The organism is Micromonospora kangleipakensis, assembly GCF_004217615.1.
GTDB lineage: Bacteria > Actinomycetota > Actinomycetes > Mycobacteriales > Micromonosporaceae > Micromonospora > Micromonospora kangleipakensis.
Map to the genome: position 1 here is coordinate 2,309,599 of NZ_SHLD01000001.1, position 16,925 is coordinate 2,326,523.

A 16,925-nucleotide genomic window follows, 5' to 3' on the forward strand; every position below is an offset into this window, starting at 1 on the left:
CCCGTCCGCAGGTGCAACGGTAGGTGTCGGGGAGCATCCGGCGGCAGGGTCGCCGGGCCTCCTCCGCGCCGTCCGGCGCACGCCGGGTCGCCGCCGAAACGCTAACTTCCGACATATACGTCACCTCCCGATTCGGGAGCTTACCCGGCGCTGCGGCCCTCGGTGAGTTGTGTCACTCTGAGGCCCCGGGGGAGCGATGCTACTTGCGGGTAACATTGCGCCGTGGGCAACTGCACAGCAGCCCGCGGTTGACCGACCGTTAAGTCACGCGGGAGGCTGCGCCCGAGACCGGGCGAGTGATCGCAACACCAACCAGGAGGGTCGTCGAAGCGCGATGAACATCGTCGTACTCGTCAAGCAGGTGCCCGATTCGGGCGCGGACCGCAACCTGCGTTCTGACGACAACACCGTCGACCGCGGCTCGGCGAACAACGTCATCAACGAGATGGACGAGTACGCCATCGAAGAGGCGTTGAAGATCAAGGAGGCGCACGGCGGCGAGGTCACCATCCTGACCATGGGTCCGGACCGGGCGACCGAGTCGATCCGCAAGGCGCTCTCCATGGGCCCGGACAAGGCCGTGCACGTCGTGGACGACGCTCTGCACGGGTCCTGCGCCGTGGCCACCTCGAAGGTGCTCGCCGCCGCGCTCGGGCAGCTCAACGCCGACCTGGTGATCTGCGGCGCCGAGTCCACCGACGGCCGGGTCCAGGTCATCCCGCACATGATCGCCGAGCGGCTGGGCGTCGCCGCCCTCACCGGCGCGCGCAAGCTCACCGTCGACGGCGCCACGCTGACCGTCGAGCGGCAGACCGAGGAGGGCTACGAGGTGGTCACCGCCTCGACCCCGGCCGTGGTCTCCGTCTGGGACACCATCAACGAGCCGCGCTACCCGTCCTTCAAGGGCATCATGGCCGCCAAGAAGAAGCCGGTGCAGACGCTCTCCCTGGGTGACCTCGGCGTCGCCCCGACCGAGGTGGGCTTCGACGGCGCGACCAGCGCCGTGCTGGAGCACACCAAGCGCCCGCCGCGCTCTGGCGGCGCCAAGATCACCGACGAGGGCGAGGGCGGCGTCAAGCTGGTCGAGTTCCTCGCCACCGAGAAGTTCGTGTGAGAGGTCTGGACATGGCTGAGGTTCTCGTCGTCGTCGAAGCCACCAAGGAATTCGGCGCCAAGAAGGTCACCCTGGAGATGCTCACCCTCGCCCGCGAGCTGGGCACCCCCAGCGCGGTGGTGCTCGGTGGCACCGGCGCCGCCGAGGCGCTGAGCGCCAAGCTGGGCGAGTACGGCGCGGAGAAGATCTACGCCGCCGAGGGCGAGGAGATCGACGGCTACCTGGTGGCCCCGAAGGCCACCGTGCTGGCCGAACTGGTCAAGCGGGTACAGCCGGCCGCCGTGCTGCTCGCCTCCGCCCAGGAGGGCAAGGAGATCGCCGCCCGGCTCGCCGTCAAGCTGGACAACGGCATCCTGACCGACGTGGTCGGCCTCGACGCCGACGGCACCGCGACCCAGGTCGCCTTCGCCGGCTCCACCATCGTCAAGTCGAAGGTCACCAAGGGCCTGCCGCTGGTCACCGTCCGGCCGAACTCGGTCAACCCGACCCCGGCCGCCGCAACCCCGGCGGTGGAGCAGCTCACCGTCGCCGTCACCGACGCCGACAAGCTGGCCAAGGTCGTCGACCGGGTCGCCGAGCAGAAGGGCACCCGCCCCGAGCTGACCGAGGCGTCGGTCGTCGTCTCCGGCGGTCGCGGTGTCGGCAACGCCGACAACTTCAAGCTGGTCGAGGAGCTCGCCGACCTGCTCGGCGGCGCCGTCGGCGCGTCCCGCGCGGCGGTCGACTCCGGCTACTACCCGCACCAGTTCCAGGTCGGCCAGACCGGCAAGACCGTCTCCCCGCAGCTCTACGTCGCGCTGGGCATCTCCGGCGCGATCCAGCACCGGGCCGGCATGCAGACCTCGAAGACCATCGTCGCCGTGAACAAGGACGGCGAGGCCCCGATCTTCGAGCTCGCCGACTTCGGCGTGGTCGGCGACCTGTTCAAGGTCGTCCCGCAGGCCGCCGAGGAGATCCGCAAGCGCAAGTGACCGACTCGGTCACGAAAGAGCCGCCGCCCGGGTTTCCGGGCGGCGGCTCTTTCCGTGTTGCGGCCCTTCCGTGCGGTGGAAGGGAGCTGATCGGCGGGCCGGGGAGCTGAGCCGGCCCGCCGATCAGCCCGTCAGGCTGCCCCTCAGCAAACTGTCGCCGGAGTGGGCGGGCTTGTTCTGCTCAGCGTACCGATCGAGAACATCTGCATCGTCCTGGGATCGATCAGCCAGACTCGTAGTACCCCGGAACCCTCGGGAGATTCGCGACGTGCAGGTGGAGTTGGTTGTCGAGCACCTCGACCGCGGTGGCGGCCGCCCCCGGACGCCGAGCGGCACTCCGGCATCCGGCGGGCCGGGTCTCGGCCGTTAGGCTGAACGGTGATGGCTTACCTGGATCACGCGGCGACCACCCCGATGCTCGACGAGGCACTCGAGGCGTACGTCGCCACCGCCCGCGAGGTCGGCAACGCGTCTTCGCTGCACGCGGCGGGCCGGCGTGCCCGGCGACGGGTGGAGGAGTCCCGCGAGCGGGTGGCCGCCGCGCTCGGCGCCCGCCCCTCCGAGGTGATCTTCACCGGGGGTGGCACGGAGAGCGACAACCTCGCGGTGAAGGGCATCTTCTGGGCCCGTCGCGCCGCCCGCCCCGAGTGGCACCGGGTGATCTCCAGCGCGGTCGAACACCACGCGGTGCTGGACGCGGTGGACTGGCTGGCCGGGCACGAGGGCGCCGAGGTGGGCTGGCTGCCGGTCGACGCCGTCGGCCGGCTCGGCCCGGAGCGGCTGCGCGCGGAGCTGGCCGCGCACGGTGACCGGGTGGCCCTGGTCACCGCCATGTGGGCCAACAACGAGGTGGGCACCGTGCAGCCGGTGGCCGAGCTGGCGGCGGTCGCCGCCGAGCACGGCGTGCCGTTCCACACCGACGCCATCCAGGCCGTCGGCCAGGTGCCGGTCGACTTCGCCGCGAGCGGCGTGGCCGCGCTGACCGTGACCGGGCACAAGCTCGGCGGCCCGGCCGGGGTCGGTGCGCTGCTGCTGGCCCGGGACGTCGCGGCCACCCCGCTGCTGCACGGCGGCGGCCAGGAGCGGGACGTGCGCTCCGGCACCCTCGACACCGCCGGCATCGTGGCCTTCGCCGTGGCCGTGGAGGCCGCGGTGAAGGGCCAGCAGGAGTACGCCGCCCGGGTGGCCGCGCTCCGCGACGAGCTGGTCGAGCGGGTCCGGCGGGCGGTGCCCGAGGTGATCTTCAACGGCGACCCGGTCGACCGCCTCCCCGGCAACGCGCACTTCTCCTTCCCCGGCTGCGAGGGTGACGCGCTGCTGCTGCTCCTCGACGCCCAGGGCATCGCCTGTTCGACCGGTTCGGCCTGCTCGGCCGGGGTGGCCCAGCCGTCGCACGTGCTGCTGGCGATGGGCGCCGACGACGACCGGGCCCGCTCCTCGCTGCGCTTCACCCTCGGCCACACCAGCACCCGCGCCGACGTCGACGCCCTCATCGCCGCCCTCCCGGCGGCGGTGGACCGGGCCCGCCGCGCCGCCGCCCTCCGCACCCCCCGCTGACCCCGGCTACGCTCGGTGGGATGAGGGGAGTGGGCTGGTGAGGGTTCTGGCGGCGATGTCGGGCGGGGTGGACTCCGCCGTGGCGGCGGCGCGCGCGGTGGAGGCCGGGCACGACGTGACCGGCGTGCACCTGGCGCTGGCCCGTAACCCGCAGACCTACCGCACCGGCGCCCGCGGCTGCTGCACCCTGGAGGACTCCCGGGACGCCCGCCGGGCCGCCGACGTCATCGGCATCCCGTTCTACGTCTGGGACATGGCGGACCGCTTCCACGAGGACGTGGTGGACGACTTCGTCGCCGAGTACGCGGCCGGTCGTACCCCGAATCCCTGCCTGCGCTGCAACGAGAAGATCAAGTTTGCCGCGGTGCTGGACCGGGCCGTGGCCCTGGGCTTCGACGCGGTGGTCACCGGCCACCATGCCCGGCTCGGCCCCGACGGCCTGCTGCGGCGCAGCGTCGACCTGGCCAAGGACCAGTCGTACGTCCTCGCGGTGCTGACCCGCGCGCAGCTGGACCGGTCGATCTTCCCGCTCGGAGACTCCACCAAGGCCGAGGTCCGCGCCGAGGCCGCCCGGCGCGGCCTCGCGGTGGCCGACAAGCCCGACTCGCACGACATCTGCTTCATCGCCGACGGCGACACCCGCGGCTTCCTCGCCCAGCGGCTCGGCGAGTCGCCCGGCGACGTGGTCGACGCGGTCAGCGGCGCGGTGGTCGGCAGCCACACCGGCGCGTACGCCTACACCGTCGGCCAGCGGCGCGGGCTGCACCTGGACCGGCCGGCCCCGGACGGCCGGCCCCGCTACGTGCTCTCCATCACGCCGAAGACCAACACGGTGACCGTCGGCCCGGCCGAGGCGCTGGAGGTCTCCCAGGTTCGGGCGGCCCGGCCGGTCTGGACGGGTGGCGAGCGGCCGACCGCGCCGGTCGGGTGCGAGGTGCAGCTGCGGGCGCACGGCGACGTGGTACCCGCCACCGTCGAGCTCTCCGCCGACGGGCTCGCCGCCGAGCTGCGCCGCCCGGTCCGCGGGGTCGCCGCCGGCCAGGCCATCGTGGCGTACCGGCCGGACCCGGCCGGGGACGTGGTGCTGGGCTCGGCCACCATCACCGGCTGACCGCCCCCGGGCCGGCAGTGGTCGGACGACGGCCTGCACCAGACCGACCGGCGGCCCGCGGACGGGCGCTCGCCGCCCGGCGGGGGACATCCCCGCACCACCCTACGAAGCTGATGTCGTAGATGAATCGGACTCCGGGGGGCGACCCGCGGCGACAGGCTCTCCGCCGAATGGTCGAGGACGGCCGATCCATTCACGTCATCAGCCTCGTAGCGTGGCGTGGCGATACCGCCGGCCGTCGGCATCGACGGCAGGTGCCCACCGCGGTCGTGAGCCGTCCGGCGCCGCTTCGGGAACGGGCGGCGGCCGCGCGGTCACCGGGGATCGTCCCCCGACCGGGGCCTTCACCCGGCGGGGAGCGCCGTCCCGGCGGGCGGTGCCGGGCGCAGCGGATAGTCTTCGCGCGTGACTGATCACGCATGGCCCTGGCCCGCCGGGGCGGCGACCGGCATCGGCTCGCTGCCCGGCACCGACATCGCCGAGGCGCAGCGGATCGTGTTCGGTGAGCTGCCCGCCTTCCCGCACCTGCCCGAGCTGCCCGCCCGGGGGCCGGGCGCCGACCTGATCGGCCGCACCGGCGGCCTGCTGGTCGAGCTGCCGGTCGAGCTGTACGCGGCTCGCTGGCGGATCGCCCTACGCCCGGGACGGGACCTGCGCCGCGCCCGTGACCTGATGGAACGCGACCTGGACCAGCTCGCCGAGCAGGCCGAGCAGTACGCCGGGCCGGTCAAGGTGCAGGCCGCCGGCCCGTTCACCCTGGCCGCCGCGCTGGAGCTGCCGATCGGTGGCAAGCTGCTGCGCGACCCGGGCGCGGTGCGCGACCTGACCGGCTCGCTCGCCGAGGGGCTGCGCGGGCACGTCGAGGCGGTGCGCCGGCGGCTGCCCCGCGCGTCGGTGCTGCTCCAGCTCGACGAGCCGTCCCTGCCGGCGGTGCTGGCCGGCCGGGTGCCCACCGAGAGCGGCTTCGGCGCCCACCGGCCCGTGGAGTCCGAGGTCGCCCGCACGCTGCTGCGCACGATCGTCGAGGCGGCCGGGGTGCCGCTGGTGGTGCACTGCTGCGCCCCGGACGTGCCGCTGGAGCTGATCCGCACCGCCGGGGCGGTCGGGGTGGCGCTGGACCTGGGCCTGGTCACCGACCTCGACCCGCTCGGCGAGGCGATCGACGCGGGGCTCGGGCTGCTGGCCGGCGCCGCGCCCACGTCGCCGCCGCCCGCCGGTCGCGCGCCGACCTCGGCCCAGGTCGCCGACCGGGTACGCCAGCTCTGGGACCGCCTCGGCTTCCCCCGCCGCCAGCTCGCCGAGCAGGTGGTGGTCACCCCGGCCTGCGGCCTCGCCGGGGCCACCCCGGGGTACGCCCGCGCGGTCCTCACCGCCTGCCGGGACGCCGGCCGCCGGCTGTACGAGGAGTGAGGTTTTCCGTCGTACCTGCGGGGCAGGATGACCGGCATGATTGGACAGCTGCGTTCTGTGGTGATCGACTGCCCCGACCCGCGGGCCCTGGCCGGCTTCTACGCCGAGCTGCTCGGCCTGCCGGTGATCGAGGACAACTCCGACGGTGACGACTGGGTGGTGCTCGGCGGTCCGCCCGGCCACCTGCCGCGGCTCGCCTTCCAGCGGGCACCCGGCCTGCGCGCGCCGGCCTGGCCCGACCCGGAGCGGCCCCAGCAGTTCCACCTCGACGTCACCGTCGACGACATCGAGACCGCCGAGAAGGCGGCGCTGGCCCTGGGCGCCCGGCGACTGCCGGGCGAGGGGGAGGGCTTCCGGGTCTACGCCGACCCGGCCGGGCACCCGTTCTGCCTCTGCTGGGACTGACCGGCACGGGCCGCACGGCCGGCGGTGGCGGGGGTTGCCGGCACGGTGCATGATCGCCACCGTGATCGACACCTCGCTCCGCCGGGCCTCCGGCTCGCTCTTCGGTCTGGCCTACGGTGACGCCCTGGGCAAGCCCACGGAGTTCCTCACCGTCGCCGAGATCGTCCGCCGGTACGGCCCGGCCGGTCCCCGGGAGCTGGCCGGGGCCCCGGCGCTGGTCACCGACGACACCCAGATGGCGCTCGCCGTCGCCTGGGCGCTGCACGACGCGCCCGCCTTCACCCCGGAGGCGGTGGAGCCGCTGCTGCGGCAGCGCTTCCTCGACTGGGCGGCCAGCCCCGACAATAATCGCGCGCCCGGCATGACCTGCTTGCGGGCCTGCGCCGAGCTGTCCCGGGGCACCCGCTGGCAGGAGGCGACGGTGGCCGACTCGAAGGGCTGCGGCGCCAACATGCGGGTCACCCCGGTCGGCCTCCTCGACGTCGACCTGGACACTTTCGCCGGGCTGGCCCAGCTCCAGGCCGGCTTGACCCACGGTCACCCGACCGGCCTGGCGGCCAGCGAGCTGACCGCGTACGCGGTGCGGCTGCTGCGCGACGGCGCCGCGCTGGCCGAGCTGCCCGGCCTGCTCGCCGAGCGGGCCCGCGAGCAGCGTCTGGTCTATCGCGCCGACTGGCTCGGCGACCTGTGGCAGCTTCCGGGGGTCGGGACGCCGGCGGAGTTCATCGCCCGGGGCTGGGACGAGTGCCTGCGCGCCCTGGCCCGCCTCGACGCCGCGCTGGCCGGCCCCGACGACGGCGGTGACCCGTGCCGGCTGACCGGGGAGGGCTGGATCGCCGAGGAGGCGCTCGCCACCGCGCTGCTCTGCGCCATCCGGCACGCCGACGACCCCGTCGGCGCGCTGGCCCGCGGCGCCACCACCGCCGGCGACTCCGACTCGATCGCCGCCCTCGCCGGCGCCTTCGTCGGCACGGCCCACGGCATGGCCGCCTGGCCCGCCGACTGGTCCACCCGCATCGAGTACGCCGACCAGCTCACCACCCTCACCACCCTCACCGCCCCCCACGACTGACCCCGCCGACCGCCCCCGTCCCGACCCCCGCCCGATCGGGGCCGTCGATCATGAAGTTGTTGCCCCGACACGCCGGCGCCGGTGGCGACAACTTCATGATCAGCCGGGCGGAATGGGGGTCAGGGGGTGAGGTGGGGGAGGCGGCGGATCTGGCGCCAGAGGCTCTGGTCGCAGGTGCCGGCGCGGTCCTCGAAGGCGGTGGTGGGGATGCGGATGGGCTCGCTGACGTCGAGGAAGCTGTCGTGGTCGGCGTCGGCGTCCCAGCTCCGGGTCGGGATGCGGACGTGGTCGTCGCGGTCCGACTTGTCCTGACTGGTGATCTTGAGAACGTCGGCGCCCCGGTCATCGGCGCGCAGCACCAGGCAGGGGCGCACCTTCGAGCCGGTGCCGTCCGCGTACGGCACGTCGGCCCACCAGATCTCGCCGGCTCGCGGCGCGGTGGCCGGCCGCCCGTCCGCCCCGCGCGGCCTGGGCGGGGCGGTGGTCCCACCCCGGGACGGCTCGGCGCCGCCGGGGCGGGTGCCAGCCCCGCCGGACCGGGTGCCGCCACGACCGGGACCGGTGCCGCTCCGGCCGCCGTCCCGCCGGGTGGCGGGGCGTCCGGCGGCCCGGCGGCGCCACTCGCTCCACAGCCAGCCGGCCGCGACGGCCAGCACGATCGCGGCCGCCCACGGCACCCACTCCGGCATGTGTACCCCTGCCTCTCGCCCTCGGGCGGGCGCACCGCGCCGCCGCCCGGCGATCCTCGCACGCTCCCGGCCGCTCCGCCCGTCGGCGCGGCGGGGCCGGCGAGCCTGGTCAGGGCGGGTGGCGGGACGGTTGTCCGACCCGACCGCTACCGTGCGGGGGAAGCACGATCACGGGAGGTCGACAGCGGTGTCCGAAGGCGGCAGGGTGTCCGAAGAAGCGGTTCCCCAGCAGGTCAGCCCCGCGCAGGAGGCGGCGGCGGGCGCCGAGCCGACCCCGGAGGCGCGAGAGCAGCACGCCACCCTGAGCCAGGAGCTCACCGAGCACCAGTACCGCTACTACGTCCTCGACGCGCCGACCATCTCCGACGCGGAGTTCGACAAGCAGCTGCGCGAGCTGGAGGCGCTGGAGGCGGAGTTCCCCGCGCTGCGCACCCCCGACTCGCCGACCCAGCGGGTCGGGGGCACCTTCTCCACCGAGTTCACCCCGGTGACCCACGCCGAGCGGATGCTCTCGCTGGACAACGCCTTCGCCGACGAGGAGCTGGCCGCCTGGGCCGAGCGGGTCGAGCGGGACGCGGGCGGCCCGGTGCCGTACCTCTGCGAGCTGAAGGTCGACGGCCTGGCGATCAACCTCACTTACGAGCGCGGGCGGCTGGTCCGGGCCGCCACCCGGGGCGACGGGCGCACCGGCGAGGACGTCACCGCCAACGTCCGCAGCATCAGGGACGTGCCGGCGAAGCTGACCCCCTCCGACGACTTCCCCGACGTGCCGGAGCTGCTGGAGGTCCGGGGCGAGATCTACTTCCCGATCGCCGCCTTCGCCGACCTCAACGCCGGCCTGGTCGAGCAGGGCAAAGCCCCGTTCGCCAACCCGCGCAACGCCGCGGCCGGCAGCCTGCGGCAGAAGGACCCGCGGATCACCGCCTCCCGGCCGCTGCGCCTGGTGGTGCACGGCATCGGCGCCCGCAGGGGATTCCAGCCGGCGGCGCAGTCCGAGTCGTACGCGGCGCTGAAGGCCTGGGGGCTGCCGACCAGCGACCGGGTCCGGGTGGTGCCCGATCTGGCCGGCGTCGCGGAGTACATCGCCTACTACGGCAAGCACCGGCACGACGTCGAGCATGAGATCGACGGCGTGGTGGTCAAGGTCGACCCGGTCGCCATCCAGGGCCGGCTCGGCTCGACCAGCCGCGCGCCGCGCTGGGCGATCGCCTTCAAGTACCCGCCCGAGGAGGTGACCACCAAGCTCCTGGACATCGACGTCAACGTGGGGCGCACCGGACGGGTCACCCCGTTCGCCGTGCTCGAACCGGTCCGGGTGGCCGGCTCCACGGTCGCCCTGGCCACCCTGCACAACGCCCGTGAGGTCGAGCGCAAGGGGGTGCTGATCGGCGACACGGTGGTGCTGCGCAAGGCCGGCGATGTCATCCCCGAGGTGCTCGGCCCGGTGGTCGACCTGCGCCCCGCCGACGCCCGGCCGTTCGTCATGCCCACCGCCTGCCCGGCCTGTGGCACCCCGCTCGCCCCGGCGAAGGAGGGCGACGTCGACATCCGCTGCCCCAACGCGCGTACCTGTCCGGGCCAGATCCGCGAACGGATCTACTACCTGGCGAGCCGCAAGGTGCTCGACATCGAGGTGCTCGGCGAGAAGGGCGCGGCCGCGCTGCTGGACGCGCAGATCATCACGAACGAGGGTGACCTGTTCCAGCTCGACGCCGACCAGCTCGCCCGCTCGCCGTTCTTCGTCAACAAGGACGGCAGCCTGGGCAGCAACGCCATCAAGCTGCTGGACAACCTCGCCGTGGCCAAGGAGCGCGACCTGTGGCGGGTGCTGGTCGCGTTCTCCATCCGGCACGTCGGCCCCACCGCGGCGCAGGCCCTCGCCCGGCACTTCCGCTCGATGGACGCCGTCGAGGCGGCCAGCGAGGAGGAGCTGTCCTCGGTGGACGGTGTCGGCCCGACCATCGCCGCCAGCATCAAGGAGTGGTTCGCCGTCGACTGGCACCGCGAGGTGGTGCGCACGTGGGCCGAGGCGGGCGTACGGATGGCCGAGGAGGCGGTGGACGAGGGGCCTCGCCCGCTGGAGGGGCTGACGGTGGTGGTGACCGGCACCCTCGCCGGGTTCAGCCGCGACCAGGCGTCCGAGGCGATCCAGAGCCGGGGCGGCAAGGTGACCGGCTCGGTCTCCAAGAAGACCAGCTTCGTGGTGGTCGGGGACAACCCGGGCTCCAAGGCGGAGAAGGCCGCCAGCCTCAAGCTGCCCGTCCTCGACGAGGAGGGCTTCCGGGTGCTGCTGGAGGCCGGCCCGGACGCGGCCCGGGAGGTCGCCCGCACCGAGGAGTGACGACGGCTGCCGGTCGACCTTGCGGGGCCTGGCGGCGGATACCAACTTAATTACGACTACGACCGATTCGTGACTGTCGTGGCGGGGAAACCGGGACCGAGGGCGTTTCATTGGTGCACGGCGTGTGAGCGGAGCACGCCACGGCCGATCCCCGGGAGGTGCGATGGCGGCCGCCGATCCGCGAAACTCCGTCCCGCCCGGCCGGTTGGCGCCCTTCTTCGGCTTCGTCGCCGCGGTCTTCGCGCTGGCCGTGCTGATCTCGGCCGGGCCGCTGGCCGGGCTGCGCGACCGGCTGCCCGACCTGCCGGCGGCGTTCTGGACCATGGCGGCGCTCGCCGTCGCCTGCGACGCCCGTCCCTTCGTACCGCCCGGCCGCCGGGAGTCCTCGGCGGTCTTCCCGTCGACCTGCTTCACCTTCGCCATCCTGCTCGGCTGGGGGCTGGGCCCGGCGGTCGCCGTGCAGGCGGTGGCGGTGGCCGTCTCCGGCTGGCGGATGGGGCACGCCGTGTGGCGTACCGGCTTCAACGCCGCCCAGTACGCCTGCGCCCTCGGCGCCGCGTACGGGGTCACCCGGCTCGGCCCGGGCGCCATCTTCGACGGCGGCCGGCTGCACTGGACCGACGTCGCGGCCGTCGGCGGCGCCACCGCCGCCTGGTTCGCGGTCAACTACGGCCTGGTCAGCAGCGCGATCCGGCTGCGCTTCGGGGACCGCTGGTGGCCCAGTGTCCGGCTCGGCCTGGCGTACGAGCTGCTCTCCACCGGTTCGCTGCTGCTGCTCGCCCCGGTGCTGGTCGCCGCGGCCCGGGCCAGCGCGGCGCTGATCCCGCTGGTGCTGGTGCCGCTCTTCGCCGTCTACCGGATGGCCCGGCTCTCCACCGAGCAGGAGCAGCTCGCCGCGCTCGACCCGCTCACCGGGCTGCCCAACCGCAAGGCGCTGCTGGCCGAGGTGGCCGAGCAGGTGCACCTGCACGCCGAGCGGGTCGCTCGGGGGACGCCCGACGCGCATCTCGCCCTCCTGCTCATCGACCTGGACCGGTTCAAGCACGTCAACGACGCGCTCGGGCACGCGGTGGGGGACCGGCTGCTGGTCGAGGTGAGCGCCCGGCTCACCGACGTGGTGCGCGACGGAGACCTGGTCGCCCGGCTCGGCGGTGACGAGTTCGCCATCGTGGTCCCGGGGCTGACCGGCACCGACGAGGCCCGGGCGCTGGCCGACCGGGTGGTCGCCGCGCTCGCCGAGCCGGTCTCCCTGGACGGCCTGCCGCTGGACGTCGGGGGCTCGATCGGCATCGCCGTCTTCCCCGAGCACGGCGAGGACTTCACCACCCTGATGCGCCACGCCGACGTGGCGATGTACGACGCCAAGCACCGCAACGACACCGTCGCCGTCTACGCCGCCGAGTCCGACCACAACTCGGCCGAGCGGCTGAGCCTCCTGGCCGACCTGCGCCGCGTACTCGAGTCGGGGCCGGTGGTGTCCGACCCGGTCGGGGCGCGCGGCGGCGACGGCGCCGCGCTCCCGGCCGGTGCGGCGCTTCCGCCGGCGGTCGGCGGGCGCACGAACGGTGAGCCGCGCGGCGGCGGCGGGCCGGGGCGGTGGCGGTTCCGGCGGCGGCGGGAACGGCCGGAGGTCCGGCACGACGACGAGCTGATCAACGAGATCGTCACCCGTGCCGACCCGATCCGCCGCCGGGCGGCCCGCTCGGCCGCGGCGGAGGCGGCCGTCCAGGGACCGCCGGCCGACGCGTCGACCGGCGGTCCGGCGTCGGCGGCACCGACCGGCGGTCCGGCGTCGGCCGCGTCGACCAGCGGTCCGGCGTCGGCCGCGTCGACCAGCGGTCCGGCGTCGGCCGCGCCGACGGAGGCCCCGGCTCCCGTCCGGGTCCGCGCGGTGCCCGGGCGGGACGAGGACCCGGCCGGCGACCCGGGCGAGATCACCATGTACTACCAGCCGCAGATCGCCATCGCCACCGGTGAGGTGGTCGGGGTCGAGGCGCTGCTGCGCTGGCGCCACCCGCGTCGCGGCATGGTCGATCCGGGGGAGCTGATCCAGGTCGCCGAGCAGAGCGCGGTGATGCGGCTGCTCACCCGGCGGGTGGTGGACGACGTGGTCGAGCAGTTGGCCAAGTGGTCGGCGGCCGGGATCACGCTGCGCGCCGCGCTGAACGTCAGCGTCCGCGACCTGCACACCGGGGAGATCGCCGACCAGATCGCCGACCGGCTCGCCCGCTACGGCGTACGGCCGGACCGGTTGCAGGTGGAGATCACCGAGGGAGCGCTGATGGCCGACCCCCGGCGGGTGCTGGCCACCATCTCCCAGCTGCACCGGATCGGGGTGGGCATCGCGCTGGACGACTTCGGCACCGGCTACTCGTCGCTGCAGCACCTGCGCCGGCTGCCGCTGTCCGAGGTGAAGGTCGACCGGTCGTTCGTGCTCGGAATGGCCGACGACCCGGACGACGCGGCGATCGTCCGCTCGATGATCGAGCTGGCCGGGGCGCTGGGGCTGCGGGTGGTGGCCGAGGGCGTGGAGGACGAGCGGACCTGGCGGCTGCTCCACGCGGCCGGCTGCGACGTGGCGCAGGGCTGGTTCCACGCCCGGCCCATGCCGGCTGAGGAGCTGGCCGCCTGGCTGGCCCGGTACCGGCCGGTGCGTCCGGCGGTGACGGCGGACGCGGAGGTGCCCCGCCGGCCGACCCGCTGACCGTCCCGGTGGGCGGGTGGAGGGGGAGTCGGAGGCGTCGGCGCGAGCGCAGGACAATAGACTCGCTCCGGTCACCGCGCGTCATCTCCACCTCGACCGCGCGGCCGGCACACGCAGACGCAGCAGGACAGCCACGAAGGGGGCACCGATGGCCGCCATCTCCCGCGAGGAGGTCGCGCACCTGGCGCGACTGTCGCGGCTCGCCGTCACCGAGGAGGAGCTGGACACCTTCGCCGGTCAGCTCGACGTGATCCTCCAGTCGGTCGCCCAGGTCGGCGAGGTCGCCGCGGCGGACATCCCGCCGACCTCCCACTCGGTGCCGCTGACCAACGTCCTCCGCGAGGACGTGGTGACGCCGTGCCTGACCCCGCAGGAGGCGCTGTCGGGTGCCCCCGACGCCGACCAGCAGCGGTTCCGCGTCCCGCGGATCCTGGACGAGGATGTGGCCTCATGAGCGACCTGACCAAGCTGACCGCCGTCGAGATCGCGGGTCTCGTCGCCAGCGGTGAGGCCTCCGCCGTCGAGGTGACGCACGCCCACCTGGACCGGATCGCCGCCGTGGACGAACGAGTGCACGCCTTCCTGCACGTCGACGGCGAGGGCGCGCTGGCCGCCGCCCGCCGGGTGGACGAGCGTCGGGCCGCCGGCGAGGAGCTGGGCCCACTGGCCGGCGTTCCGGTCGCGGTCAAGGACGTGCTCACCACCAAGGGCGTGCCCACCACCGTCGGGTCGAAGATCCTGGAGGGTTGGCGCCCGCCGTACGACTCGACCATCGTGCAGCGGCTTCGCGACGCCGGCACGGTGATGCTCGGCAAGACCAACATGGACGAGTTCGCGATGGGCTCCTCCACCGAATACTCCGCGTACGGCCCGACGCACAACCCGTGGGACCTGGACCGGATCCCGGGCGGCTCGGGTGGCGGCAGCGCCGCGGCGCTGGCCGCGTACGAGGCGCCGTTGGCGATCGGCTCGGACACCGGCGGCTCGATCCGCCAGCCCGGCGCGGTCACCGGCACCGTCGGCGCGAAGCCCACCTACGGCGGCACCTCCCGGTACGGCCTGGTGGCGTTCTCCTCGTCGCTGGACACCCCCGGCCCGTGCGCCCGTACGGTGCTGGACGCCGCGCTGCTGCACCAGGTGATCGGCGGGCACGACCCGCGCGACTCCACCTCCATCCCGGCCCCGGTGCCGGATGTGGTGGCCGCCGCGAAGCTCGGCGCCACCGGCGACCTGACCGGCGTGAAGCTCGGCATCGTCAAGGAGCTCACCGGCGAGGGCGCGGAGCCGGGCGTGATGGCCGCGTTCCGCGAGTCGGTCGACACCCTGGCGAAGCTGGGCGCCGAGATCGTCGAGGTCTCCTGCCCGCACTTCCGCTACGCGCTGTCGGCGTACTACCTGATCGCGCCGAGCGAGTGCTCCTCCAACCTGGCCCGCTTCGACGGCGTCCGGTTCGGCCTGCGGGTCGGCGACGACGGCAACCGGTCGCTGGAGGAGGTCATGTCGCTGACCCGGGAGGCCGGCTTCGGCCCCGAGGTCAAGCGGCGGATCATGCTCGGCACGTACGCGCTCTCCTCGGGCTACTACGACGCCTACTACGGCCAGGCGCAGAAGGTCCGGACGCTCATCACCCGGGACTTCACCGCTGCCTTCGAGCAGGTCGACGCGCTGATCTCGCCGACCACGCCGTTCGTGGCGTTCCCGATCGGGGCGCGCACCTCGGACCCGTACCAGATGTACCTGGCGGATCTGTTCACCATTCCGACCAACCTGTACGGCGGTCCGGGCATCTCGGTGCCCTGCGGCCTCTCCGACGGCCTGCCGGTCGGCCTGCAGGTGATGGCCCCGACGATGGCGGACGACCGGATGTACCGGGTCGCCGCCGCGCTGGAGTCCGTGGTCGGCACATTCACCCCACCGGCACTGTGAGGCAGGAGCTCAGATGACGACGACACTGCCCGCGTACGACGAGGTCGTCGCGCGCTACGAACCGGTGATCGGCCTGGAGACCCACGTCGAGCTGGGCACGAACACCAAGATGTTCTGCGGCTGCCCGACCGACTTCGGCGGCGAGCCGAACACCCGGGTCTGCCCGGTCTGTTTGGGCCTGCCCGGTTCGCTGCCGGTGGCCAACAAGGCGGCCATCGAGGCGACGATCCGGATCGGCCTGGCGCTGAACTGCTCGATCGCCGAGTGGTGCCGGTTCGCCCGGAAGAACTACTTCTATCCGGACATGCCGAAGGACTTCCAGATCAGCCAGTACGACGAGCCGCTCTGCTTCGACGGCTACCTGGACGTCGAGGTCAACGGCGAGCTGGTCCGGATCGGCATCGAGCGGGTGCACCTGGAGGAGGACACCGGTAAGACGCTGCACGTCGGTGGCGCCACCGGCCGCATCCACGGCGCGACCGAGTCGCTGGTCGACTACAACCGGGCCGGCATCCCGCTGGTCGAGATCGTCACCAAGCCGGTCCCCGGCACCGGCGCGCTGGCGCCGGAGGTGGCCCGGGCGTACGTCACCGAGCTGCGCGACGTGATCCGCACGCTGGGCGTCTCCGACGTCCGGATGGAGGAGGGCTCGCTGCGCTGCGACGTCAACACCTCCCTCAACCTGCCGGGCGAGGAGTGGGGCACCCGCACCGAGACCAAGAACGTCAACTCGCTGCGTTCGGTCGAGCGGGCGGTCCGGTCGGAGATGCTGCGGCAGGCCTCGGTGCTCGACGCCGGCGGCAAGATCACCCAGGAGACCCGGCACTTCCACGAGGACACCGGCGACACCACGCCGGGCCGGTCCAAGGAGACCGCCACCGACTACCGGTACTTCCCGGAGCCGGACCTGGTGCCGCTCGCGCCGGACACCGCCTGGGTGGCCGAGCTGAAGGCCGCCCTGCCGGAGCTGCCCCGGCTGCACCGCCGCCGGCTCCAGCAGCAGTGGGGCCTCTCCGACCTGGACATGCAGTCGGTGCTCAACGCCGGCGCGGTCGAGCTGATCGAGCAGACCGTGGCCGCCGGCGCCACCCCGGCCGCCGCCCGCAAGTGGTGGCTGGGTGAGCTGTCCCGGCGGGCCAACGAGACCGGCATCGAGCTGGCCGACGTCGGGGCCACCCCGGCGCAGGTCGCCGAGCTCCAGGGCCTGGTCGACGCCGGCAAGCTCAACGACAAGCTGGCTCGGACGGTGCTGGAGGGCGTGGTCGCCGGCGAGGGTTCGCCGACCGAGATCATGACCAACCGCCACCTCGAGGTCGTCTCCGACACCGGCGCGCTCACCGCCGCCGTGGACGAGGCGATCGCCGCCAACCCGACCGTCGCGGACAAGATCCGCAGCGGCAAGGTCGCCGCGGCCGGCGCGCTGGTCGGCGCGGTCATGAAGACCACCCGCGGCCAGGCCGACGCCAAGACCGTCCGCGAGCTGATCCTGGCGCGCCTCGGCGTCCAGGGCTGAGCCCACCGGGGAGGCCGTCCGACCGGCGGCGGCCTCCCCGCCTTCTTCGAGTACGCGGCCACCCCGCATCCCCTCGCGAGGGCGTCAACGGCGACGCCCGGATGGAGTCACC

General features: G+C 74.0%; 13 protein-coding genes. 12 read left to right on the forward strand and 1 reads right to left on the reverse strand.

The window, feature by feature from the left end:
- Positions 1-334 precede the first annotated feature (334 nt).
- The 7 genes from EV384_RS11265 to EV384_RS11295 all read left to right on the forward strand — a co-directional run bounded on the left by EV384_RS11265 (position 335) and on the right by EV384_RS11295 (position 7,640).
- Positions 335-1,114 carry an electron transfer flavoprotein subunit beta/FixA family protein gene (locus EV384_RS11265; protein WP_130332699.1) on the forward strand — a complete coding sequence of 260 codons (780 nt, stop codon included), beginning with the start codon at positions 335-337 and terminating at the stop codon, positions 1,112-1,114.
- A gap of 11 nt (positions 1,115-1,125) precedes the next feature.
- Positions 1,126-2,085, forward strand: coding sequence for an electron transfer flavoprotein subunit alpha/FixB family protein (locus tag EV384_RS11270; protein WP_130332701.1), 960 nt, complete (start codon positions 1,126-1,128; stop codon positions 2,083-2,085).
- Positions 2,086-2,466: 381 nt separating this feature from the next.
- Positions 2,467-3,642, forward strand: a complete 1,176-nt coding sequence (locus EV384_RS11275) for a cysteine desulfurase family protein (RefSeq protein WP_130332703.1) — start codon at positions 2,467-2,469, stop codon at positions 3,640-3,642.
- Positions 3,643-3,679: 37 nt separating this feature from the next.
- On the forward strand, positions 3,680-4,753 hold the full coding sequence (gene mnmA, locus EV384_RS11280; protein WP_130332705.1) for a tRNA 2-thiouridine(34) synthase MnmA: 1,074 nt from the start codon (positions 3,680-3,682) through the stop codon (positions 4,751-4,753).
- Between the two features lie 405 nt (positions 4,754-5,158).
- Positions 5,159-6,163: a methionine synthase gene (locus EV384_RS11285; protein ID WP_130332707.1), complete on the forward strand. Its 1,005-nt coding sequence runs from the start codon at positions 5,159-5,161 to the stop codon at positions 6,161-6,163.
- 36 nt (positions 6,164-6,199) lie between these two features.
- Positions 6,200-6,568 carry a VOC family protein gene (locus EV384_RS11290; RefSeq protein ID WP_207232292.1) on the forward strand — a complete coding sequence of 123 codons (369 nt, stop codon included), beginning with the start codon at positions 6,200-6,202 and terminating at the stop codon, positions 6,566-6,568.
- A 49-nt stretch (positions 6,569-6,617) separates the two neighbouring features.
- The gene (locus tag EV384_RS11295) at positions 6,618-7,640 is read left to right on the forward strand and encodes an ADP-ribosylglycohydrolase family protein (RefSeq protein ID WP_130332711.1); all 1,023 of its coding nucleotides are present in this window, start codon (positions 6,618-6,620) and stop codon (positions 7,638-7,640) included.
- A 119-nt stretch (positions 7,641-7,759) separates the two neighbouring features.
- Here the strand turns inward: EV384_RS11295 and EV384_RS11300 are convergent, their stop codons facing one another.
- Positions 7,760-8,329: a type II toxin-antitoxin system PemK/MazF family toxin gene (locus tag EV384_RS11300; protein ID WP_130332713.1), complete on the reverse strand. Its 570-nt coding sequence runs from the start codon at positions 8,327-8,329 to the stop codon at positions 7,760-7,762.
- Between the two features lie 205 nt (positions 8,330-8,534).
- Between EV384_RS11300 and ligA the strand changes: the two genes are divergently transcribed.
- The 5 genes from ligA (at position 8,535) to gatB (ending at position 16,813) form a co-directional block, all read left to right on the forward strand.
- Positions 8,535-10,670 carry an NAD-dependent DNA ligase LigA gene (ligA, locus tag EV384_RS11305; RefSeq protein WP_130332715.1) on the forward strand — a complete coding sequence of 712 codons (2,136 nt, stop codon included), beginning with the start codon at positions 8,535-8,537 and terminating at the stop codon, positions 10,668-10,670.
- A gap of 163 nt (positions 10,671-10,833) precedes the next feature.
- Positions 10,834-13,374, forward strand: a complete 2,541-nt coding sequence (locus EV384_RS11310; protein WP_130332717.1) for a putative bifunctional diguanylate cyclase/phosphodiesterase — start codon at positions 10,834-10,836, stop codon at positions 13,372-13,374.
- 148 nt (positions 13,375-13,522) lie between these two features.
- Positions 13,523-13,828 carry an Asp-tRNA(Asn)/Glu-tRNA(Gln) amidotransferase subunit GatC gene (gene gatC / locus EV384_RS11315; RefSeq protein ID WP_130332719.1) on the forward strand — a complete coding sequence of 102 codons (306 nt, stop codon included), beginning with the start codon at positions 13,523-13,525 and terminating at the stop codon, positions 13,826-13,828.
- Entirely contained in the window at positions 13,825-15,300 is a 1,476-nt protein-coding gene (gatA, locus tag EV384_RS11320; protein WP_130332721.1) for an Asp-tRNA(Asn)/Glu-tRNA(Gln) amidotransferase subunit GatA, read from the forward strand. The genes gatC and gatA overlap by 4 nt, the downstream gene beginning before the upstream one ends.
- 13 nt (positions 15,301-15,313) lie before the next feature.
- Complete coding sequence (gene gatB / locus EV384_RS11325; RefSeq protein ID WP_130332723.1) at positions 15,314-16,813, forward strand: Asp-tRNA(Asn)/Glu-tRNA(Gln) amidotransferase subunit GatB; 1,500 nt, start codon at positions 15,314-15,316, stop codon at positions 16,811-16,813.
- Positions 16,814-16,925 lie beyond the last annotated feature (112 nt).